Annotated in this window: 25 protein-coding genes; 7 read left to right on the top strand and 18 right to left on the bottom strand. The window is 41.8% G+C overall.

All coding sequences use genetic code 11. The features are described from left to right. Positions 1-21: 21 nt before the first annotated feature. From M313_RS0120865 to M313_RS0120845, 4 genes are all read right to left on the bottom strand, one after another. On the bottom strand, positions 22-1215 hold the full coding sequence (locus M313_RS0120865) for a DUF2812 domain-containing protein (protein ID WP_010199845.1): 1194 nt from the start codon (positions 1213-1215) through the stop codon (positions 22-24). After that, positions 1212-1505 (bottom strand): PadR family transcriptional regulator, encoded by a 294-nt coding sequence (locus M313_RS0120860; protein WP_050780708.1) that lies wholly within the window; start codon positions 1503-1505, stop codon positions 1212-1214. Before M313_RS0120860 ends, M313_RS0120865 begins: the two co-directional genes overlap by 4 nt. Positions 1506-2229: 724 nt before the next feature. Continuing rightward, positions 2230-3363, bottom strand: coding sequence for a zinc-dependent alcohol dehydrogenase (locus tag M313_RS0120850; protein ID WP_010199839.1), 1134 nt, complete (start codon positions 3361-3363; stop codon positions 2230-2232). A 15-nt stretch (positions 3364-3378) separates the two neighbouring features. Continuing rightward, positions 3379-4215, bottom strand: a complete 837-nt coding sequence (locus M313_RS0120845) for an MBL fold metallo-hydrolase (protein ID WP_010199838.1) — start codon at positions 4213-4215, stop codon at positions 3379-3381. 204 nt (positions 4216-4419) lie between these two features. On the opposite strand from M313_RS0120845, the gene M313_RS0120840 reads away from it, so the two are divergent. Further along, positions 4420-4860, top strand: coding sequence for a hypothetical protein (locus M313_RS0120840; protein ID WP_010199836.1), 441 nt, complete (start codon positions 4420-4422; stop codon positions 4858-4860). 420 nt (positions 4861-5280) lie between these two features. On the opposite strand, the gene M313_RS0120830 is transcribed toward M313_RS0120840, so the two are convergent. The 7 genes from M313_RS0120830 to M313_RS0120795 form a co-directional block, all read right to left on the bottom strand. After that, positions 5281-5667: an ASCH domain-containing protein gene (locus M313_RS0120830; protein ID WP_010199833.1), complete on the bottom strand. Its 387-nt coding sequence runs from the start codon at positions 5665-5667 to the stop codon at positions 5281-5283. 19 nt (positions 5668-5686) lie between these two features. Beyond that, positions 5687-6376, bottom strand: coding sequence for an aspartate/glutamate racemase family protein (locus M313_RS0120825; protein WP_010199831.1), 690 nt, complete (start codon positions 6374-6376; stop codon positions 5687-5689). 88 nt (positions 6377-6464) lie between these two features. Continuing rightward, a complete protein-coding gene (locus M313_RS0120820; RefSeq protein ID WP_010199829.1) occupies positions 6465-6962 on the bottom strand; it encodes a DinB family protein in 498 nt (165 codons plus the stop codon). Between the two features lie 209 nt (positions 6963-7171). Beyond that, complete coding sequence (locus tag M313_RS24255; protein ID WP_010199827.1) at positions 7172-7672, bottom strand: redoxin domain-containing protein; 501 nt, start codon at positions 7670-7672, stop codon at positions 7172-7174. A gap of 315 nt (positions 7673-7987) precedes the next feature. Continuing rightward, positions 7988-8392: an OsmC family protein gene (locus M313_RS0120805; protein WP_010199820.1), complete on the bottom strand. Its 405-nt coding sequence runs from the start codon at positions 8390-8392 to the stop codon at positions 7988-7990. Between the two features lie 71 nt (positions 8393-8463). Then, a complete protein-coding gene (locus M313_RS0120800; protein ID WP_010199818.1) occupies positions 8464-9162 on the bottom strand; it encodes a response regulator transcription factor in 699 nt (232 codons plus the stop codon). Between the two features lie 22 nt (positions 9163-9184). Next, positions 9185-9898 (bottom strand): cytochrome c biogenesis CcdA family protein, encoded by a 714-nt coding sequence (locus tag M313_RS0120795; RefSeq protein ID WP_010199815.1) that lies wholly within the window; start codon positions 9896-9898, stop codon positions 9185-9187. Between the two features lie 222 nt (positions 9899-10120). Here M313_RS0120795 and M313_RS0120790 point away from each other — a divergent pair, with 222 nt between their 5' ends. From M313_RS0120790 to M313_RS0120780, 3 genes are all read left to right on the top strand, one after another. Further along, positions 10121-10465, top strand: coding sequence for a PadR family transcriptional regulator (locus M313_RS0120790; protein ID WP_010199812.1), 345 nt, complete (start codon positions 10121-10123; stop codon positions 10463-10465). Next, the gene (locus tag M313_RS0120785) at positions 10462-10800 is read left to right on the top strand and encodes a DUF1048 domain-containing protein (RefSeq protein WP_010199810.1); all 339 of its coding nucleotides are present in this window, start codon (positions 10462-10464) and stop codon (positions 10798-10800) included. Before M313_RS0120790 ends, M313_RS0120785 begins: the two co-directional genes overlap by 4 nt. A gap of 255 nt (positions 10801-11055) precedes the next feature. Beyond that, a complete protein-coding gene (locus tag M313_RS0120780) occupies positions 11056-11889 on the top strand; it encodes an undecaprenyl-diphosphate phosphatase (protein ID WP_010199809.1) in 834 nt (277 codons plus the stop codon). 81 nt (positions 11890-11970) lie between these two features. Here the strand turns inward: M313_RS0120780 and M313_RS0120775 are convergent, their stop codons facing one another. From M313_RS0120775 to ymaG, 3 genes are all read right to left on the bottom strand, one after another. Further along, on the bottom strand, positions 11971-12327 hold the full coding sequence (locus M313_RS0120775) for a YciI family protein (RefSeq protein ID WP_010199807.1): 357 nt from the start codon (positions 12325-12327) through the stop codon (positions 11971-11973). Positions 12328-12342: 15 nt separating this feature from the next. Further along, positions 12343-12921 (bottom strand): hypothetical protein, encoded by a 579-nt coding sequence (locus M313_RS0120770; protein ID WP_157182530.1) that lies wholly within the window; start codon positions 12919-12921, stop codon positions 12343-12345. Between the two features lie 466 nt (positions 12922-13387). Then, entirely contained in the window at positions 13388-13633 is a 246-nt protein-coding gene (gene ymaG, locus M313_RS0120765) for an inner spore coat protein YmaG (protein WP_010199804.1), read from the bottom strand. 235 nt (positions 13634-13868) lie between these two features. Between ymaG and M313_RS24245 the strand changes: the two genes are divergently transcribed. From M313_RS24245 to M313_RS24240, 3 genes are read left to right on the top strand one after another with little or no spacing between them, the layout of a single operon-like run. After that, on the top strand, positions 13869-14774 hold the full coding sequence (locus tag M313_RS24245; protein WP_157182529.1) for a S8 family serine peptidase: 906 nt from the start codon (positions 13869-13871) through the stop codon (positions 14772-14774). Beyond that, positions 14771-15343 carry a hypothetical protein gene (locus tag M313_RS26010; protein ID WP_010199799.1) on the top strand — a complete coding sequence of 191 codons (573 nt, stop codon included), beginning with the start codon at positions 14771-14773 and terminating at the stop codon, positions 15341-15343. Before M313_RS24245 ends, M313_RS26010 begins: the two co-directional genes overlap by 4 nt. A gap of 19 nt (positions 15344-15362) precedes the next feature. Then, positions 15363-15635: a DUF3986 family protein gene (locus tag M313_RS24240; protein WP_010199798.1), complete on the top strand. Its 273-nt coding sequence runs from the start codon at positions 15363-15365 to the stop codon at positions 15633-15635. A gap of 131 nt (positions 15636-15766) precedes the next feature. Here the strand turns inward: M313_RS24240 and M313_RS0120745 are convergent, their stop codons facing one another. The 4 genes from M313_RS0120745 to M313_RS0120730 form a co-directional block, all read right to left on the bottom strand. Further along, on the bottom strand, positions 15767-16297 hold the full coding sequence (locus tag M313_RS0120745; RefSeq protein ID WP_010199795.1) for a hypothetical protein: 531 nt from the start codon (positions 16295-16297) through the stop codon (positions 15767-15769). Positions 16298-16807: 510 nt separating this feature from the next. Next, positions 16808-18361: a YndJ family protein gene (locus tag M313_RS0120740; protein ID WP_010199793.1), complete on the bottom strand. Its 1554-nt coding sequence runs from the start codon at positions 18359-18361 to the stop codon at positions 16808-16810. Further along, entirely contained in the window at positions 18330-18941 is a 612-nt protein-coding gene (locus tag M313_RS0120735; protein WP_010199791.1) for a DUF4166 domain-containing protein, read from the bottom strand. Before M313_RS0120735 ends, M313_RS0120740 begins: the two co-directional genes overlap by 32 nt. Then, positions 18938-19855, bottom strand: a complete 918-nt coding sequence (locus M313_RS0120730; protein WP_010199790.1) for a DoxX-like family protein — start codon at positions 19853-19855, stop codon at positions 18938-18940. The genes M313_RS0120735 and M313_RS0120730 overlap by 4 nt, the downstream gene beginning before the upstream one ends. Positions 19856-19879 lie beyond the last annotated feature (24 nt).

The raw sequence follows: 19879 nt of genomic DNA, 5'->3' as shown, positions 1-19879 counted from the left end.
TTATTATTTCTTATTCTAGCCTCAAGCTCTTCTCAGCCTAAAGTAATACATCCAAGTCTTCGTAATAAATGTACCAAATACTAGTATTAATAGGAAAAACATCACTGTATTTGTATTCATTAAGGTCCAGCCCCCCCCTTGTTGGAGCAAATAGCTTAAGTTCATGCTGGCAATAAAAATGTACATAAGTACGAGTGGCAGGAACAGCATGGTATAAGAAAAAGCTACTTTCTTCGCTTGCTTGAGCTTGTGAGTTTTATCGCTGTACAAGGCTGGTGGTGTCTCGCCCTCTTCATATTCCTTGCTCCAGATCGTCCATTTTTGGAGGGCACCCTTGGAACTGAATTCGTCCTTCCAGCCTGCTTGTCTATGAATCTCGAAATAGCTGTCGTTCGAGAGATTTTGGTAGTCGGCACTATATTTGATGTGTTGCGGTTCGCCTTTTCTAAAATAGAATGTGGTGCCAAGTTTGTTGACGCGGTGAAGACGGTTTCCTTCAGTAGCTTGTTGCTCTAGCCATTTTTCAAGTTTGTCCGGCGAGTACATCCAACCGAACTTGCGGCGTTTGATGATGATACCATCGCGCTTTAGTTGTTTTTCTTCTGCTTTGGTAAGTTTTTTCTTTTCTAGGGTGTGGTGTGGGGTATAGGTTGTTTGATTCTCTTGTGATAGTGCTTTGTTTGCCCTCTTTATTTTCCAGACGGAGTATATCATGAAAAAGTAGAAGGCGGTTGCTAAAGTTCCGACGATGTACGTGATGATCCAGAATGGGCTCTCTTCTACTTCCACGATGCCGTCGCTTGCGATATAGGCGGTGGTGAAGAGGGCCACGTTAACTAGTGTTGCAAAAGTCATGTAAAGAAGGATGGCCATGAATCCGTAAAAGATAAAGTTGTTTCGTTTGATGATGGCGTCGCGACTCGTGGAAGTGTTCACTTTTCCCTCTGGTCTCTCGTTTGCGATGACATACCACTTGCCGGTTTGGGTGACTTTTCCCCAGCCGTCGTTGCGCATGGTGTTGGACAGGGTTGCGGGTTTTATTTTGTCATAACCGATTCGGTAGGTAACGTCTTTGGGTAGGGACTTTTCGAATGTGAAGCGTCGTTTGGAGCGGTGCAGTTCTTTTAGGTGATAACCTTCCTTCGCTTGGTCGGTGAGCCATTGTTCTGTTTTTTGCACATCATAACTCCATAGTGGTTTGATGATTGATTTCATAGGAATTCCCCCTCGTACTTCAATGCGTTTCCGTGAAGCTCCTTTAGTCTCTCTATTTCTGCTGTGATCAGCTCTTTGCCGCTATCGGTGATTTCGTACACCGTCTTTCGCTCGGCATCTGCAAACACCGTAATAACCCCATCCTTTTGCATCTTCGTCAATGTTCCATAAATGGTCCCGGAACCCAGGCGGATTCTGCCATTTGAGATCTCTTCTACATGCTTGATAATGCCATAGCCATGTCGCGGCTCTGTCAATGACAACAAAATATAGAACGCCGTTTCTGTCATGGGTATGTACTTTTTTATAATCTTGGATAAATCCAATGTGGTCACCTCTGTTCTTCGAGTGTGTCGCGTTGTGACATATGTCGTAGTTTGACTATATCACGGTGTGACATAATTGTGCAAGGAGTTTTTGGGTTGAGGGGACAGGTACGGTGGCCCCGTTTTGGCGGGAAGTTGTTTGAAGTGATGGCCGGGTATTATTTTAGTATGGATTGCGAAAATGGTTGAGCTTTGACGAATGGATTTAAAGTCTATTATTACAAAGTTGATTTTTGGTTTAAACCAACGTTTGTTTAATTTTTGTTATTTCAAAATAACAGAGTGATAGATGAAATAAAGGTAATCTATGTGGTCACTTGCATGCCTTTTAGGTAAATGTCCGAAGTTTTTGGAAAGTTGACCAAAGATTTTCCGATTTTGACCGAAGTTTTTGGAAAGTTGACCGAAGTTTTCGCGAATTTGACCGAACCAAAAATTCAACCTGTGAAAAGTTGTCCAAACCCCTGTCTACTTTGACCGAACCTCTCGTGATTTCCATCATTTTTTGGCCGAATGAAAATAAAAGTTGTCCGAACCTAAAATTCCTCACCACAAATGGCTATTTTTTCGAAAAAAGTGCATTTTTCGATGATTCGTAAGAAGAACCTACCTATACTACCACACAGATAACAAAAAAATGGGTCAAGGAACCTGTCCCCTCAACCCACTTCACCTTTACCTGAAATAATCAAGGCTTCAAAATTACCTTAATACAGTCATCTTCTTTTTTGTTAAAAATGTCGTATCCATGTGCGGCTTCATCCAGCGACATTTTATGTGTAATGATCTTAGTCGGATCAATCTTCCCACTCTTAATCTGATCATATAGGTGAGGCATAAAGTGACGCGCCGGCGCCTGCCCCATTCTGATATTGATGTTCCGGCTGAAGAACGGTCCTAGTGGGAACATATTGTACAATCCACCATAAACACCTGTAATTTGTAACGTCCCTGCTTTTCGCACGGCTTTGGTGGCAATTTGAATCGGTCCAAGTGTCCCGCCTTGAAGTTTCATTTTTTGCTCGACCCATTCCAGCGGAGATTTTTTCCCGTCCATCCCGACACAGTCGATGACAACGTCTGCTCCGCCTTTGGTCAATTCCTTGAGGGTTTCGCCCATGTCGTCATATTTAGTGAAATCGAAGACTTCTGTTTGCATGTATTGCTTGGAATGCTGGAGCCTGTTGCCGATGTAATCGACGGCGATAACTCGCTTGGCACCTTGTTGCCAGGCGAATTGTTGGGCCATGAGACCAACTGGTCCGCAGCCTAAGACAATGACCGTGTCTCCCTCTTTCACACCGGCATTCACCACGCTCCAGTAGGCAGTTGGCAGAACGTCTGATAAGAGGAGGAGTGATTCATCTTCCAGCTCACAGTCCTCCGGGATCAGGAATGGGGTAAAGTTGCCAAACGGCACTCTCAGGTATTCTGCTTGTCCTCCTGGGTGATTTCCGAATTTCTCGGAATAGCCGAAATAGCCGCCAGAGTCATAGTGGGGGTTAGAGTTATCACATTGACTTTCCAGCTCGTGTTCACAGTAATGGCATCTCCCGCACGCAACGGTAAATGGGATGACAACGCGGTCGCCCTTTTTCACCTTTGTCACGTCCGGGCCCACTTCCTCTACGATTCCCATTGGTTCGTGCCCGATGATATAGCCTATTGGTAATGGGAAGTTTCCTTGATACAGGTGCAGGTCCGACCCACAGATAGCAGTGGACGTTATTCTAATAATGACGTCTTCACGATCTTGAATTTTCGGGGCTTCTACTGTTTTTACGACTACTGTATTTTTTCCTTGGTAAGTGACTGCTTTCATGATGTTCTCCTTTTGTTATACATATTTTCCATAGTCCGGGATGGCGACTGATTCAAAGTCTTGTACAAGTTTTGTGAGTCCATTGGCCAACTCTTCCCCTTCCATAGCAGGTCCATGACCAGTGACAGCAACTTGTGGATTTAATAATTCTAATTTTTTCACCGATTCCAATGCCGCGTGCCAATCCGTTGTAAAATAGCGGGGCGGCCCGCATACTTCCTGTTGCTGGACAAGCACTTTATAGAGTGAGTCCTGCCTTACCGTGACAAAGGCATCCCCGGCGATGAGGGTGCGGTCTGACTCACGAAACAGGGAGACATGCCCAGGCGAGTGACCTGGTGTGTGAACCCAGCGCCAGCCTTCCATACCCGGTACAGTCCCATCCTCAGGCAGTGTATGGATATGTCCGCTAAGATCCGTTGATTCGTTGGGAAAATAGGAGGACACTTTCGCAACGAGTCCACCTTCCACACTCGGATCCGGCTCAGGATAATCACTTTTGCCTGTTAAGTACGGAAGTTCCAGCTCATGCGCATATACCGGAACATCCCAATGCCGCACCAAATCCACCGAAGCCCCGACATGATCAAAATGACCGTGCGTCAAAATGATTGCTTTCGGGCGGGCACCTTTGCCTAAATGGTTCTCCACCACAGAAAGGATCTCTCTTGCGGACTTCGGCATTCCTGTATCAATCAACACCCAGTCCTCCGAGTTTCCGTAGATGCAAATATTCACCACTTGGTTCGTATAGTAATACAAATCCAAGGTGACATGTTTTCCACTATGTGCAGCGATGGAGGTCACTGGGATAAATTTATTGTCATGGCTGTAGTTCATATCTTGAGACATCTTTAACACTCCTATCCTTTATGTACGTGGATAGTATTTGTTAAAGGGATGAAGGGTAAACATTTTTTTAGTGGAAGTGGAGTCGAGCGGACAGGCACGGTGACCTATTTTTATTAGCAAGGGCTTAGTTTTACATAAAGATTTCATGGGATTTTATGTTAATATATTGGTGTATGGATTTTTGGGGACTGGGGGAATAACACGTTGAATAAACTACAACTTTTACTGTTTGGCACCTTGGTTTTGACTGGATGTAATAATAATTCTTCTTCTTTGACCTATTCAGAGTTAAGTGAAGAGGATTTAAGCGAGGAAACACAGTCATATTTTCAGAGTGTGAAAAAGGAAAACGGAGCTCATCTGTATTTTGATGAAGAGAATGACTCCATGGTAGTTTACCTAAATGGAGAAGCTGTAGTTCAAGGCGAGAAAGCCGAAACCTTTACTGGTTTTGACGTAGATAGCGAAGAGGACACTCTTAAGTTAATGTATACGAGTGCAGAAACAACTGATCTTTCAAATTCTTCATCAGATTATAGCCTTTTTTATAAAGTGAACCTTAACAATGAATATGATAAAGTTAAGCTTTTTCAAAATGGAGATGAGGCTTCATTTCGTTCGGTTTCAGGGGGCGAAAAGGACTGAAAAATGGGTCATGTTTCCTGTCCCCATGATTCAAGAAAGTTAGGTGATAATATGTATTGGAAATTAAGAATCCCTCTTCTCTTGTGTAGTTTTGGAATTATCTCTGGATTTGTTCAAATTTTCCATCACCTCTTTTTTGTTAATATTTCTTATCTCATTAATAGTGTTATTTTCATTGGCCTAATTGGACTCATCTTTACACTATTAGAGAAGACAAGAGTAAATGAAAAAAAGGTTCACTTTAGTTTGGGTGCTGCGATCATTCTATTTGGTATTTCCTTTGACTATTTGATGGTTTAGAGGTGCTAAGGGGACAGGCACGACGACCCACTTTTTCATTAATCTCGTGCCTATTACCCTTTAACTAAAGCATGATAAATAATGCCTTGACGAACCAAGAATGGGTCACGGTTCCTGTCCCTACAATTTCTCCACTAACTCAAAGTGCTCTACTACAATAACCGTATTATCATCTAATCCATTACCCTCTTGTCGTAACGCATCTTCCCAGCTAACGACGTGGTCTTTGCGAAACTCCTCTATTGAATTAGTGTTTTCTGCTTTCGCAATCTTCTCGTCCACATCTCCAAAACGTATCTCATAATTTTCGGTAATCAAGATGGTACACCTGTGTTTCCCCTGTTGATCATATACCGCTACGTAATCACCTACTTCTGTGGGTGGTTCTTCTGGGGAATCATAATACCAAACTTTTGGTGTACATGTTGCTGTTTTCTTTCCTCTAATGACTTCTAAAACCAATCTATCATCCTGTTCGTCTCTTCCCCATAACGTCATTTTTTTCATTTCTTCCACCCCTAATTTCTCATTCTAATGACATATTCACCGCTTCCAAAGCATGGATGTAAGCCGTGTCAAATAGAGGAACATCTGAATCCCCCGGTTTTACCAATAATCCAATTTCGGTACAGCCTAAGATAATCCCTTTGGCACCAGATTCGATTAGGCCATGGATAACTTTTTTATAGTAATCTCTTGATTTTTCTTGAATCTTACCCAAACATAACTCTTCATAAATGACTTTGTTTATAATCTCTCTTTCCTGTTCACTTGGTACAATAACTTTTATGCCGTTCATCTCCAAACGTGATTTATAAAAGTCTTGTTCCATTGTGTACCTTGTGCCTAGTAATCCAACCGAATTAATTCCTTTCTCTTTAATTTGTGCTGCGGTTGCATCTGCGATATGCAATAGGGGGATAGTTATTTTTGATTGGATCTCATTTACAACTTTGTGCATCGTATTGGTACAAATGACAATAAAGTCCGCTCCCCCCATTTCTAAAGAACGCGCAGCATCACCTAACACTTCCCCGGCCTTATCCCAGGCGCCTCCTGATTGGTACCGTTCTATTTCATCAAAATCGACACTGTATAATAGACATTTCGCTGAATGTAATCCCCCCAATCTTCTCTTAACCTCTTGATTGATTATCCGATAATACTCCACAGAAGATTCCCAACTCATTCCGCCAATAAGACCAATAACCTTCATTTTATCTCCTCCATTATCCTTGTTGTTCCTGTTCCTTATTAACTTCGCTAAATAAAAAAACCGGCAGGCGCCGGCTTTTTTGTTAATATCAGCTCTTTTGAGCATTCATTGCTTCCCATTCTTCTTTACTAGGACCATATACCCCAGGAACTTTCAAGTCTGCCTGTCTCATAAGGACCGTCAATTGACCGCGGTGATGTGCCTGATGTTGGATAAGCAGACGAAAAACAGCCTGAAGTGGCATGTCTCCACCAAATAAATTGACCATTTTATTCATCGTTTCATCTGTAATTTGTTCAGAAAATGCTTGTGTAAAGCGCTGACTTACTGTTTTGTAAGTCTCGCTGATTTCAGCAGCAGATTTTGGGGTCTCTTTTTGAAGATCAGGAACCTCAAATTTTATACCAACTTGGGCAGGAAAGTAGTAAGCGGATCCTGTAATATGCCAAGCAAGGCTTCCAACACTGTATAATCCTGGGGAAACTTCTTGATTCAACGATTCATCTGTCAGCACATCCAACACTTTTTGGGTAACAGCGGCTTCTTGTTTCCATTCATTTAAGAAATCATTAACTGACATAAACATTTCATCCCCTCCTAATAATTGGGCAAATCCTTCTAGTTTAATAAGCCCTTCACATAATTTTACCACATTCTGCTAACCATTAGCTCCTCTCAATGCTTACAATGCCACCGTGCCTGTCCCCTCAGACCTTTTACTCCATTCCGTCTACAATACTCTTCATCATCGCCTCATCCATTGGGCCAATGATTTTTTTTTGGATGATTCCGTCTTCATCGATGGCGTAGCTGGGTGGGGATGGTGAAGGCTTGGTATTGCATGCCGATGTCCCCGGCTTCATCAAGTGGGATAGCGAAGGTAAGTTCGTAATCTTTTACAAAGGTATTGATCGCTTCTTCCCCTTTGTCCATATTGGTGAGATTAACCGCGATGACCTCTACTTCTTCGGGGTTTTCTTCGTAGAAACTTTGCATATGTGGCATTTCCGCTTTACACGGTGGACACCAGGTCGCCCAGAAATTCAAGATGACCTTTTTTCCCCTGTAATCAGAGAGCTTCAATTCTTCCCCATCGAGTGTCGTCAACGTAAAATCCGGGGCTTGGTTCCCTTCTTGCACTTCCCCTAAATCTACTCCTGGGATGCTTTCATCTTTTGTGATATCCACACTATCCGAATCACTAATTCCCTCTGAAGCTGGTTTCTCCCATACGTTCACGAAAATGATGGCGACCGCTAACAAAATGATGGCAATAGATAAAAGGTTCTTATTCATGTTCCATACTCCTCCTTTGCTCCAATAGATTCCTACTCATTAGGATGTTTAAAAAAACAAAAATCAAACCCAATACTTTCCCCGTACCTCCACCATGAAAATAAACAATAGACAGGGGCATATCTAGGAATAACTTAGGATGAATCACTATGTAGCTAAGCTTCCAAATGACAAAATAGAGAAAGATATTGTCCCAAAAGAAAGAAGGAATCGTCCTTCCTGTTACAAGTTTATAAATAAGGGGCAGCAACATTAAAGCGATAACCATGACGGCTAAACTTGCAGAAATCGTCATGCTCCCGAAGGTAATGTAACTCACTCCTGCTCTCCATCGTCATGAATGATCGTTATCAAAACATCTACTTGGATTGCAGGCAAAACGGATTGGATCATTCCGCAGTTTTTTATCACCAAAGAGGAGATCTTTTCACGTTGGGCAAGTATCAGCTCATCCTTAGAAAAGATATTCGCTTTAATTGTGATCCTTTCGATGCGATTAGCCTGACTCGGATTTCGAATCGAATCTGCTTCCATTTCTAATTTTTCGTAATGAACTCTTTTCTTTTCCAAAATTGTTTTAAGCAAAGTCCCACCGCAGCCTATCAGGGATGATATAAATAATTCATAGGGTCTGACCCCAACACCTGGCGTGGGTGATATGACCATTTGACCCGAAGGCAATTCTGCGATTACCCGGTCCGATTCTATTAAAAATTTCATCTACTGATTCCCCCTTTTCCATCTAGTATGGAATCAGTTTGTTAAGAGTTGATTAAGAGAATCCCGCTAATTTATTGGCCGACAAATTTATAGCCCATTCCCCTCACCGTCTGAATATAATCTTTAGGCGTATACATCTTTATTTTCTCGCGCAAATGCTTGATATGGACATCAATGGTTCGATCAGACACCATTTTTTCATGATGCTCATAAATAGAGTTCAAGATTTGTTCCCTGGTCAGCACTTGGTCCGAATTTTGCATAAAAAAATGCAAAAGCTTAAATTCAAATTTGGTGAGATTCAGGGGACTGCCATTTATTAAAGCTTCCCCTTTAGCAGGTTTCAATGTAAAACCGGTAAAGCTGAGTTTCCCACAGCGAGCTGCCGTCCTTCTAAGGACTGCTTCAATTCGCACCATCAACTCTGCTGGGCGGAACGGCTTGACCACATAATCATCCGCACCAAGCTTGAAGCCTTTAATAATGTCACTTTCTTCGGTTTTCCCCGAGATGATAATAATGGGCATCAAGCTTTTCAAATCATTTCGGACCCACCTGCAAATTTCTTCCCCGCTAATTTTAGGAAGGGAAAGGTCCAATAGGAGGATACACGGGTCCAGTTGCGGAATCATTTTCTTCGCACGTTTTCCATCCGCAGCTTCGAGCACCTCATAACCTTCCTTTTCCAGATTGGTTCTGAGGAGGTTGCGTATCTCTTGATCACTCTCGACAATCAACACCGTTTTACCAATCAATTTCTCTTGTATCAACGTACTCACTCATTTCGTTATGTCATTGCGGAAATAGATTATAAATAGAAAGCCATGCACTTATTTTCTGCATTTGTCCTGTTAAAACAAGAAATCCAAGGGCAATCATGACCACTCCATTAATGAGGGACAGCTTGGATAGATACTTGTTGATCTTCCTGACTACCTTTAAAGAATAAACAAGAACAAGTGAAATCACCAGAAAAGGAATCGCCATTCCGATCGAGTAGAATCCTAATAACAGGATACCTTGGTTCAGAGTGTCGGTTGAACTTGCCAACAGTAAAATAGAGGATAGCGCGAGACTCACACACGGAGACCAACCACTCGCAAACGCCATCCCCAAGAGGACGGAGCCAAACATACTCTTTGATTTATTACTGTACTCAAACTTCTTTTCTTTCATAAGAAATTTAAATTTCAAGAATCCCGCCATCTGCAATCCAAAAATGATAATCAATAACCCTGCAACTTGCATCAACGCAATCCTATATTCCATTAACAACTTCCCTACAAAACTCGCAGAAGCACCTAAGGAAATAAAAATAATACTAAAACCGATAATAAAGCCAATCGAGCGCAACAGCACCTTTTTCCGGTCCACCATGATTTTATTATCCTCCATTTTACCACCTGTCAAATGCGTTATATACGCAGGCAACAACGGAAAAACACACGGCGAAAAAAAGGACAAAGTCCCCGCAAACAACGAAAAGATAACACCCACATCACTCATCCCACTCACTCCTTTACCCCCATTATGAAGTGCGAATATTAATGTTTTGTTAAGAAATGAGAGGAAAATGGGTTGAGGGGACAGGCACGGCGACCCATCTTTCCCACTATCCCTCCACAAGTGGGTCTCGGTGTCTTTAAATCAAAATTTTCTTGCACCACTACTATGTAATACTATATACTAGTAATAAGTAATACAGAATACCTGAATGGTGGGATAGATTTGGAAAATATTACGGAAATGCTGAAGGGAGTGCTGGAGGGTTGTGTGCTGGAGATTATCAGCCGCGGCGAAACGTACGGCTATGAGATCACTCAGCAGCTGCGGGCACTTGGCTTCACAGATGTGGTGGAAGGTACTGTGTATACGATTACGATGCGCCTCGAGAAAAACAACCTGGTGACCATCGAGAAAAAGCCATCTACCATGGGACCGCCGAGAAAATTTTACACACTTAACGAAGCCGGCCAAGAGCACCTTCAAACGTTTTGGAGAAAATGGGAGTTCGTTTCAAGTAAAATCAACGAACTCAAAACAAAAGACTTATCAAAAGGAGAGATACTATGAGCTTTTTAGAGAAAATCATTGGAAGTTTAAACGACAAACGGGAATGGAGAGAAATGGAGGCGCGCGCAAAGGCACTTCCTACTGAGTACCGCAACGCATACTATGCGATCCAAAAATATATGTGGACTGCTGGCGGGCCGACTGACTGGAGGGAATGCAGTCGTATTTTCGGGGGCATTCTAGAACTTTTCGAGCAAGGTGCAGCAGAAGGCAAAAAAGTAACAGATCTCACAGGAGAAGACGTCGCAGCTTTTTGCGATGAGCTTGTAAAAGACACCGAAACATATAAAGACAAATATCGGAAGAAGTTGAACGATTCAGTCAACCGGGGGTAATGGAAGGCTGAGGGGACAGGCACCGAGGCCCATTTTCTCATGGGTCACCGTGTCTATCCCAGCTTTTCTTCATTCTAAACCTCGGCTCCGCCAACCTCCTCACACCCCGCCAATGCTTGCTTCATGATAATCCAAGCACGCCGCTTACTTAATCCCCTTACCTCTGCCCATTATTGGTAATCTTTCGCATTTTCAAAACAATTAATTTGTAATATAGTAATTAAGTTATCGGGTAAATGTAAAGGAGCTTAGATCATGGATTTTTTAATCATTTTAAAGGCAGTCATTTTAGGAATTGTCGAGGGATTGACGGAGTTCGCACCAGTTTCATCCACAGGGCACATGATCATTGTGGACGATATGCTTCTTCAATCTGAGGAATTTCTGGGTAAATATGTAGCCAACACATTTAAAATCGTCATACAACTGGGCTCGATCCTGGCAGTAATCGTGATCTTCAAGGACCGTTTTATTGAATTGCTTGGGTTGAAAAAGCTACGTGGAGAATCTGTCTCACAAGGTTCGAAGCAACTTAAACTTTCCCACGTTATTGTCGGTCTTATTCCCGCTGGTGTCTTGGGAGTGTTATTTGAGGATTATATTGATGAACACTTATTTTCATTGGAGACTGTTTTGATCGGGCTGGTCATTGGGGCTGTTTTGATGATTATGGCAGACATATTCGGTCCAAAAGAACCGAAAATGCAGAGTGTTGATCAAATGACCTACAAGCAGGCCTTTTCCATCGGGTTGATTCAGTGCTTATCACTATGGCCAGGATTTTCTAGATCCGGTTCCACCATCTCAGGAGGAGTTCTGCTTGGAATGAGCCATCGTGCCGCCGCAGACTTCACATTTATTATGGCTGTGCCGATCATGGTTGGAGCAAGTGGATTATCCTTATTGAAAAATTGGCAGTATTTCTCTATCGAAGCTCTACCATTTTTCGCTGCCGGTTTTATCACATCCTTTATTTTCGCACTAATATCAATAAAATTCTTTTTACAATTAATCAATAAAATCAAGCTAATGCCATTTGCCATTTACCGCATTGTACTGGCATTGGTTATCTATCTCGTTTATTTTTGAGGCGAGGATGAGTCGAGGGGACAGGCACAGTGACCCATTTTCTCATAGGTCACCGCTCCTTTCCCTCCACCATACTCCACCTTAAAACTGAAACACCTGCCGCAATTCAATCTGCCCTTCCCCATATCCTTGCGGGTCCGGCATCCTCATCGCCCATTTTACGGCTTCTTCCTTCGACTCCACATCAATCAAAATGAAACCTGCAACCAGGTTGTTCGGTTCAGGGAAAGGCCCCTCCGTCACTACTGGCTCCCCACCTGGCTCTGGGAAAGAAATGCGCATTCCGTTTGAGCTTGGGTGTAGTCCTTTCGCCATCACTCGCACCCCCGCCTCTACTAATTCTTCATTGTATTTCGACATAGCTGCATTCAGCTCGGGATTCGGTCGGTTTCCACCTTCCGAATTTGTTGATGCTTTGACGATTAGCATGAATAACATGAAGAGTTCCTCCTTTTATTGTTCACCTGTTTTATGCCACTTAAATTCCTCGTGATGAAATACATTTGTTTCCCTTGGGTATCCATAGTAATATAACTCGTTTCCGTCTTCATCATAGGCAGTAGGATACAGAAATTCTATTTGCTCACTGAATGGAAAGAAGAAAGAAATCCGTTCCCCCTTCTTTATTTCTTTTCGCTCAATATTAGGCTCTACACCAGCCTCTATGTAGGCAACTTCCTCATCGTTCGATACAACGCTTATAAAACTACCAGCATCGTTTTCGTAGTTAAAGCTAGCCCCGCCAACTGTTTGAATTTCATCTGTACTATATGGAATGTACATAGATGCCCTACTGCTAAAAAACACCCCAGACTTTTGGGTCAAAACTGTTCGAAATTCCTGTTCCACTTCACTTTTAAACAAAAATACACCCGTAGATCCTATTTCGTACTGATCCATCAACTCCGCATCTTTCGTAAGAAATGCATGACTCTTAGCAGCACTTAATGCTGTAAATCTATATCCGCTAAGGATGGCCAGCAATAGGATTACGAGAAGTAAAGGTATAATAACTTTCAATATTTTCATCATTAAATCCTCCTTGTTGGTACAATTTTATGTAGGTATGATACTGTTGTTTGTTGGTCAGTCATTACAATGTCCGAAGTTTTCGCAAAGTTGACCGAAGATATTGCATTCTTGACCAAAGTTTCCGAGAAGTTGACCGAAGATTTCCTAATTTTGACCGAACCAAATTTTCAATTGACCGAACACCTGTTATAAGTTGTCCAAACCCATAAGTACTTTGACCGAACCTCTCGTTATTTCAACATATTTTGACCTAAGATATAAGTAAAGTGTCCGAACCTAAATTCCACCAACAAAAACAGTGGTTTTTTCATTAAAAACAAGGCATTTTCTCAACATTCATCAACAAGAAGGATCAACAAGGCGTGGGGACACGCACCCCGCCCCACTTTCAAAAGTAAAACACATAAAAACCACTCCTCTGACTTTGTATACGTCGTGAGGGAGTGGAATGTTTCATTCTAATAGATTAATAATATGGATACGGCGGATACGGGTAAGGCGGGTATGGATAGTACGGATACGGTCGCGGTGTTAATAGCGCTCCGGCTGCCAAACCTGTTACAAATGGAAGACCGAAACCAACACCACCGAAGCCAAAGCCAGGACGGCCGAAACCTAGACCCGGACGAACACCAAAGCCAGAACCGAATCCACCTAAACCAAAGCCCGGGCGGCCAATGATTCTTCGTTGATCATTATAATTAAAGTTCACTAGACTACACTCCCTCAAGTTATTCCATACATCCTATTCAAGGGACAGGAGTCTATAAACTTGTACCCAGAAAGATGTGCGAATGCCTAGCTAGCAGGGGTGGTGTAGGGAACAATCCCTAAGTACCATTATTTAAGGAGTATTTAAGGTTTAGTTAAGCTTCCATTAACGTTTCTTCTATACAATAAATGAGGTTCGGTAAAAATGGTGTATGGGGGCAGATGAGGGAAAAGCGATGAAATTAATTAAATTAGTATCAAGCCTTATGTGTGTGCTAATTATTTTTAGTCTGTATTTTATGTACGAAAAAAAATCAACGGAAGCGTTCTATCAGAAGAATTGGGGATATCAACTTCTACAAATTGAGACCCTCCATCATAAGTATGGCTTAACAGGAAAAAAAGTAAAAATTGCTTTAATAGATACCGGAGTATCCCCATCCTTACATATCAATGTTGTAAAAGGCATCAATGTCCTAGATGACTCCACTAACTTTCAAGATGATCATGGTCATGGTACACATTTAGCAGGTGTTTTAGGGTCCAAACAATTGGGAATTGCCCCTGATTCAGAGCTCTATATTGTAAAGGCTTTGGATAACAATCTTCAAGGGGATATCTCCAACATTGTCAAATCGATAGAATGGTCCATCTCGCAAAAGGTTGATATTATCCTGATGCCTTTTGGCACGTTTTATGATTCTGCCGATTTAAAGAAAGCAATTGATTTAGCTGTCTCCCATAAAATTATCGTTGTTTCATCGGTTGGCAATTATGGGTTGCAGGAGAATGCTGACATTACCTATCCTGCTAAGTACGACAATGTCATTGCGGTAGGTGCGCTGAATAATGAAGGGGACATTTGGAAGGGGACAACCATGGGGGAGGAATTGGATTTCTTACTACCAGGTCAACACATTAACAGCTACTCCTTGTCAGGCGATTTTCTCTTAAGTAGCGGGACCTCCATTTCCTCTGCCTATATGGCTGGAGTGCTCGCTCTCTACCTTGAAAGGAATAAAAAGGAAGAATTTGATTTTGATAGGTTATTAGAGGAACTAAAAAATCAAAGTCAACAAATGGAAGGGGTTCATATCGTTGATCCTGTTCAATTATTATATGAAGGAGACAAAAGAGAATGAAAAAAAGTATACTTTTATTATTATCGATTGTGCTGATCTTTTCTACGATTAGTCCATCTATTTCATCAGCCATCGAAAAAGAAGAAGGTGCAGTTTCTCAAAAAATACTTAAGGAAGTTAGTGCGACTACTGATGTTGATGTCTCTGATGTAAATTTACAAACCTTTGAAGAGGATTTTGATTTTTTATTACAGGATCCGGTTTTCCGTCAATTTGAAGAACATTTGTTATTGTCAGGGCAAGATATAGACAATTTAGAAACATCTGTCCAAGGACAATGGGTCCCAATTGCAGCAGCGGCCATTCGGTTATTAACCTCTAAAGTTGGCAGGGAAGGGATGACAAAGGGCTGGGCTTTAGCAAGGCCGTATGTGGATAAGGCTATCAAAGCTCCAAAAACCTACATCCTCGAAGGTGCTGGTGGAGGCGGAAGAATTATACAAGTCCGCTTAAGAAAAACTGGAGCCGTCGTTTTCAGATTAGACTATTTTCCTATCAAAACGGGCGGTCCGAATGTATTGCACTACCACATTCCACCTAACTTAAAGAATCATTATAAAGTATTCTAAATAAAGGAGTGAGGCAAACATGCTATTTGATAACAACTACCACTTGCATGCAGGCTACTACAAGGACGGCCACGATCTGGAAGCCATCCTTTTGAAAGTGAAAAACCAAAACGTTTGGTGCATGTTTTTTGAAAACGATTTTTACCAACTGAACCTCCCACGAGGTCCCTACCCAACCCTAGAAAACTTCGGCCTAATGGTAGGAATCTACTTCCTAAAAACAGAAGACCTAACCGAACAAAAGGCAGCCGAACTACTCGAAGAAATTTTAAAAGAACATAAATTGATTTAATAAGTGGCAAAAAGAAACCTTCCTTCTTTGAATTATTGATTTCTTGGTCGATTCATTTATTTCAAATATAGGAGGGTTCCATTTTTTTCTGTTAGATTTTCAATAACCTAGGAAAGGCACGCCGACCCATTTTATTTTACTAACCTTCTCGATCTCCAAACCGACGCACTAACCATCACCAAAGATATGACCATTAAAATTATTGATAAGACAAAATCATCGTCTACGAAATAATCAAATCCGTACCATTGCGGCAAGAGTAACATTGCAATAGGTATGGCCCAAGCAAAATCAACGGTAGTTTCCACCGAGTTAATGTAAGCCGTTAACGCAGAAATTGCTAAAGTTAGTGCCCAAAAAATAGCGTACAACTTTAGCATAGCCTTGCTTTCTGCTTTATAAGCGAATGTTAAAGAGAAGATCCAGACAGCTAAGTGAACAATAGTTACAAGTAAGTTTTCGAAAGTTGCCGGACTACCTTTAAAAGAATCGAGTAAGTTTAATTTTAGTCCAAAGGCTATATTAAGTATGGGCAGAAATAAACATGCAAGAATTTTGTAGTTCATTGATACCTCGCCGCCCTCGTTTTTCATAAAAGCATAGCTGGCAACTAAAATGAAAACACCAATACTTAGAACCGCAACCATTGTTAAAAATGTCATATATACCCCTCCTTTACCTTTTGTGTAATTTTACACTATTAATGTATAATTTACCATTTTTATTTTTTGAGATTAAAAGGGTTTACAACGTTATTTTATCCTGATATACCTTGCGAAAATGGTTGAAAAATCACGAACGCATTTTACCCCTTATACAACAATACAGAAATTCTCTTTGAACAAACGATTGTTTAAAAATTGTTATTTCAACATATTGTAAAAACCCAAAAAACACCCAGAGATTTAATCTCTGGGCAAGGACTATACTTTATATCAATGATCAGATACGTCGATGAATTCACTGGGTATCCGTCCACTTCTCCCCCTAAACCACAGACAACCCTTAAACTAAGTAACTCTATCAATAAGTAAACGATTAATTTATTTTATAAAAAAATTTAAAATTATCCGTATAATAATTATATATGGAAACGTCTTTATAGTGTAAGCACTTTAGGGGTGGGTTGAGGGGACTAGGCACGCCGACCCATTCCCCTCACATGATCCCCCCTATTTCTCCACAATCCTATAATCAATCCTCAAAAAAGGCACCCCAAAAATCTTCATTTTATGCTCAGCAGTGAGCACTCCTCTACTTTGCTCTCTAATAACAAAGTACTCCGATAGTGGTAGCTTAAAAGTAGTGCTACCCAACGCTAAATAAACCCCTGAATCCCTATCACCTTCACTGGAGAGGACCAACCTTCCGTCCACAGCATCAAGCTGTAAAATGCCAATCATACTAGAAAAAGGAAGAGGAAGCGCTATATTCATATAGGTTCTCCCTTCTATCTTGTGCTGTGAATAGATGGCCACAAATACCGTGTTGTTTTTCACTTTACGAATCCAGGCGCGGGGACTTTTCCTACCGTCAAGCATTGGATCTACCGCACGTATCGTATACGTCATTTCAGTAGGTTTTCTGGAGATTGGCAGGTTCAGTTGTTGCAACTTCGTGCTAATCCATTTGTAACACCAAGCGAAAGGTTTAAACCAAGTTGCCCATTTTACAGAAGCGACTAGTTGGTACCGTTCTGTTTGTTCATAAAATTGAACGATGGTTTCGGGAATAACTTTTACATCTACAAAATCACTAAGATTCTCTACTAATCCTGGTCGCGGCTCCCCTGTTCCTTTTAGCTTTCCTCGAATGTGGCTCACAGGAAAATTCCATACCACCTGGTTTGTTGGAGGCGGCGCCATCACCCAGCCAAGAACCCCTAACAACCCGAATACCACACAATTAAAAAAGCCGTGGAAAAGCAGCATAAAATCGATGCTAACAAACCAGCTTCCAAACGCGCTATTGGCCGCATATAACAAGGAAAAGATGATCGTGATGCCAAGCGCACTATAAGAGAGCCTTATTAATATCGCCTGCAGTTTGGATGCGAAACGGGTCCGAAAAGCCAAAAAGATCAAGCTGTAGATGGCAAAAATGTAAACCAGTACCGAAATGAACTCCAATAGCGGCCAAAACGTGATGCCAATGGCAACGAGCATTGGACCAGCTAAAACACTGCAGACAATGTATGGATACCACTTGGAATCCTGTAAACGCCCATAGAACCCTAACGAGACCGGGAATAAAAAGGCGGAGTAGTGAAAATGAATGGCTGTTAACCAAGTAATCAGCGGACTAAAACCTGTATCGATTCCCGCAATGTAAGCGAAGAACCAAAGTCCGCCAACAAATAAGTACATCAATCCAATATCAATCGAAATCTCCGCCCAATTGGTAAAGCCGCGCTTTAAGAAGCGTTTCACCCCATATAACGCCACAAAAAAAGTGAATACCAAATAGATAAAAGCTAATACAACTTGGCCTGCGCTCGACGTAACCACCTGCAACAAAAAGATAGAAAGCATAGCAATCCAAGTGATAACAATATGCTTCCTTTTAACTTCCACTAACAGCTGCAACATGAGAGGAACGAAAATCAACTGAGCCGCTGTCAACATTAAGAGGTAGGGGTCAGCTATGAACAGGCTGCTCGCCAGGAAAAAGAACATGCCTGCAAGGGAAATGGGGCTAAATAGACGCTGCTTTAAATTCGCCTTCATAAGCCATCACCCTCCCGACGATTCTATTTTGTATATCCACTTGAATCGTAAACACTTCCCGGGCATCATCAAAACCTTCCTCCACGGTTACCATTCCCTCCAACACCTTTAAAATGGGGACTTCCCGTTTACCTAATAGAAAGCGTTGAGATCCAGAGCTAATCTGCATGCGCCCTTCCGGTGTCACCTTCATGGATAAATCCGAATAGAATAAGCTTGGCTCCCCTAAGTAATCCTTCACCACTCTTCGCTTCGGGTCAATTGTCATGAATGCGTTGAAATTCCGGGTTACTTTTTTAAAATGAAAGGTACGTTCCCAATATATTTCTGTCTCACCAGAGGGCAGTGATCGACAGGTATTCTTGATTGCAAACGGCACATTGCTTCCGCTTTCCGGAAAAAGAAATTGCCAACGAGTGGACAGTGTTAGAAAGGGCTTAAGCCATAATGCGCCGCTTTCTATCTTTTTCATCGTACCGACCGCATAAAAGGGCTTGCCCATTGGAAGTGAATAACGCTCCTGGAGTTTTGGATGGAGTCGATGAAAATCCTCCCCCAATAATTCTTGATAGATTGTCATTTGGAATCGCCCTTTCTTGTGCGCTTGCAACTTGTTGCTGTTGGTACATCCTTTGCTAGTAAAAAGCCGATTATGGAAAGTACCCAGAGACTTGCATTAAACGTTACAGGATTAAATGGGTGCGTCGCAATCGAAGGACTAGCAACCAAGGCACTTGCCGTTAAGATAGGAAAAACGAATATTTGCAATGCGTGTAGATGTCTTTTTTTACGATACAGAAGCCAAAGTCCCCCAAATAAGATTTCGAGTAAGCCTATGATCCCCACAGCCTGTACTGCGGCAGCTCCTTCTATGGAACTTAAACTAGAAAACAAGGACACTTCCTCAGGATGTTTCGCAATCAACTTTGGAACTAACCCTTGATAAAACCAAACAAAGAAAAAGAGAACGGATATTAGCGCGGTACTAAAGAAACGCACATACTGTGTTCGCGGCGCTTCCCCCTTTTCTACCCAACGCTTCAACACATCAAAGCTAAGAGCGGTGGCCCATCCCATGACAGGTCGGAAAAATAAATCTAAAAACCGCCCAAATACTCCATAACGAACCTCATAGTCATATTGGGTTAAGAAAGTAATTCCGTTCTCCTTGGGTATGTATCGCCAATAACCTTTCCCTTCGCTAATAGGAGAAATCTTTTGATCCGTACCAAAATGAAGAGAAGAAGTTTTTGACCCATCCTTCTTATCATGGGTTCCAATACTTTTCCCCCACCCAGCAACCTTCAGTCCACCACCTATTTTCGTTTCATATAAAAAGGACTGCGGACTGTCCTCTGACTCCTTCGGTAAATAGGTAATAGAAGAAAAACGCAAATCCCACTGCTCATGAAGCTTAGGATCCTGCGTCTTCTCCCACACCTCATCTATACCTGCCTCAATCGGAATTTCTACATAAATCGGCTCTCTTTTCATTGATGTCACCTCTAGAAGTTAGTC

It is taken from the genome of Bacillus sp. m3-13, from assembly GCF_000175075.1.
Classification (GTDB): Bacteria; Bacillota; Bacilli; order Bacillales; family Bacillaceae_I; genus Sutcliffiella_A; species Sutcliffiella_A horikoshii_C.
The sequence above is the reverse complement of the archived record's forward strand: the minus strand, read 5'-3'. Positions and strand labels throughout refer to the sequence as shown.

Excerpts from the sequence above, each read along its gene's own strand:
- M313_RS24255 (WP_010199827.1), bottom strand. The coding sequence starts at position 7,672 with ATGAATAAGAACCTTTTATCTATTGCCATCATTTTGTTAGCGGTCGCC.
- M313_RS0120740 (WP_010199793.1), bottom strand. The coding sequence starts at position 18,361 with ATGAAGGCGAATTTAAAGCAGCGTCTATTTAGCCCCATTTCCCTTGCA.
- M313_RS0120780 (WP_010199809.1), top strand. The coding sequence starts at position 11,056 with ATGGATTTTTTAATCATTTTAAAGGCAGTCATTTTAGGAATTGTCGAG.
- M313_RS0120730 (WP_010199790.1), bottom strand. The coding sequence starts at position 19,855 with ATGAAAAGAGAGCCGATTTATGTAGAAATTCCGATTGAGGCAGGTATA.
- M313_RS0120820 (WP_010199829.1), bottom strand. The coding sequence starts at position 6,962 with ATGTTTATGTCAGTTAATGATTTCTTAAATGAATGGAAACAAGAAGCC.
- M313_RS0120770 (WP_157182530.1), bottom strand. The coding sequence starts at position 12,921 with ATGATGAAAATATTGAAAGTTATTATACCTTTACTTCTCGTAATCCTA.
- M313_RS0120735 (WP_010199791.1), bottom strand. The coding sequence starts at position 18,941 with ATGACAATCTATCAAGAATTATTGGGGGAGGATTTTCATCGACTCCAT.
- M313_RS0120825 (WP_010199831.1), bottom strand. The coding sequence starts at position 6,376 with ATGAAGGTTATTGGTCTTATTGGCGGAATGAGTTGGGAATCTTCTGTG.
- M313_RS0120805 (WP_010199820.1), bottom strand. The coding sequence starts at position 8,392 with ATGAAATTTTTAATAGAATCGGACCGGGTAATCGCAGAATTGCCTTCG.
- M313_RS0120795 (WP_010199815.1), bottom strand. The coding sequence starts at position 9,898 with ATGAGTGATGTGGGTGTTATCTTTTCGTTGTTTGCGGGGACTTTGTCC.
- M313_RS0120775 (WP_010199807.1), bottom strand. The coding sequence starts at position 12,327 with ATGTTATTCATGCTAATCGTCAAAGCATCAACAAATTCGGAAGGTGGA.
- M313_RS0120845 (WP_010199838.1), bottom strand. The coding sequence starts at position 4,215 with ATGTCTCAAGATATGAACTACAGCCATGACAATAAATTTATCCCAGTG.
- M313_RS0120860 (WP_050780708.1), bottom strand. The coding sequence starts at position 1,505 with ATGACAGAAACGGCGTTCTATATTTTGTTGTCATTGACAGAGCCGCGA.
- M313_RS24245 (WP_157182529.1), top strand. The coding sequence starts at position 13,869 with ATGAAATTAATTAAATTAGTATCAAGCCTTATGTGTGTGCTAATTATT.
- M313_RS0120785 (WP_010199810.1), top strand. The coding sequence starts at position 10,462 with ATGAGCTTTTTAGAGAAAATCATTGGAAGTTTAAACGACAAACGGGAA.
- M313_RS0120830 (WP_010199833.1), bottom strand. The coding sequence starts at position 5,667 with ATGAAAAAAATGACGTTATGGGGAAGAGACGAACAGGATGATAGATTG.
- M313_RS26010 (WP_010199799.1), top strand. The coding sequence starts at position 14,771 with ATGAAAAAAAGTATACTTTTATTATTATCGATTGTGCTGATCTTTTCT.
- M313_RS24240 (WP_010199798.1), top strand. The coding sequence starts at position 15,363 with ATGCTATTTGATAACAACTACCACTTGCATGCAGGCTACTACAAGGAC.
- M313_RS0120745 (WP_010199795.1), bottom strand. The coding sequence starts at position 16,297 with ATGACATTTTTAACAATGGTTGCGGTTCTAAGTATTGGTGTTTTCATT.
- M313_RS0120865 (WP_010199845.1), bottom strand. The coding sequence starts at position 1,215 with ATGAAATCAATCATCAAACCACTATGGAGTTATGATGTGCAAAAAACA.
- M313_RS0120850 (WP_010199839.1), bottom strand. The coding sequence starts at position 3,363 with ATGAAAGCAGTCACTTACCAAGGAAAAAATACAGTAGTCGTAAAAACA.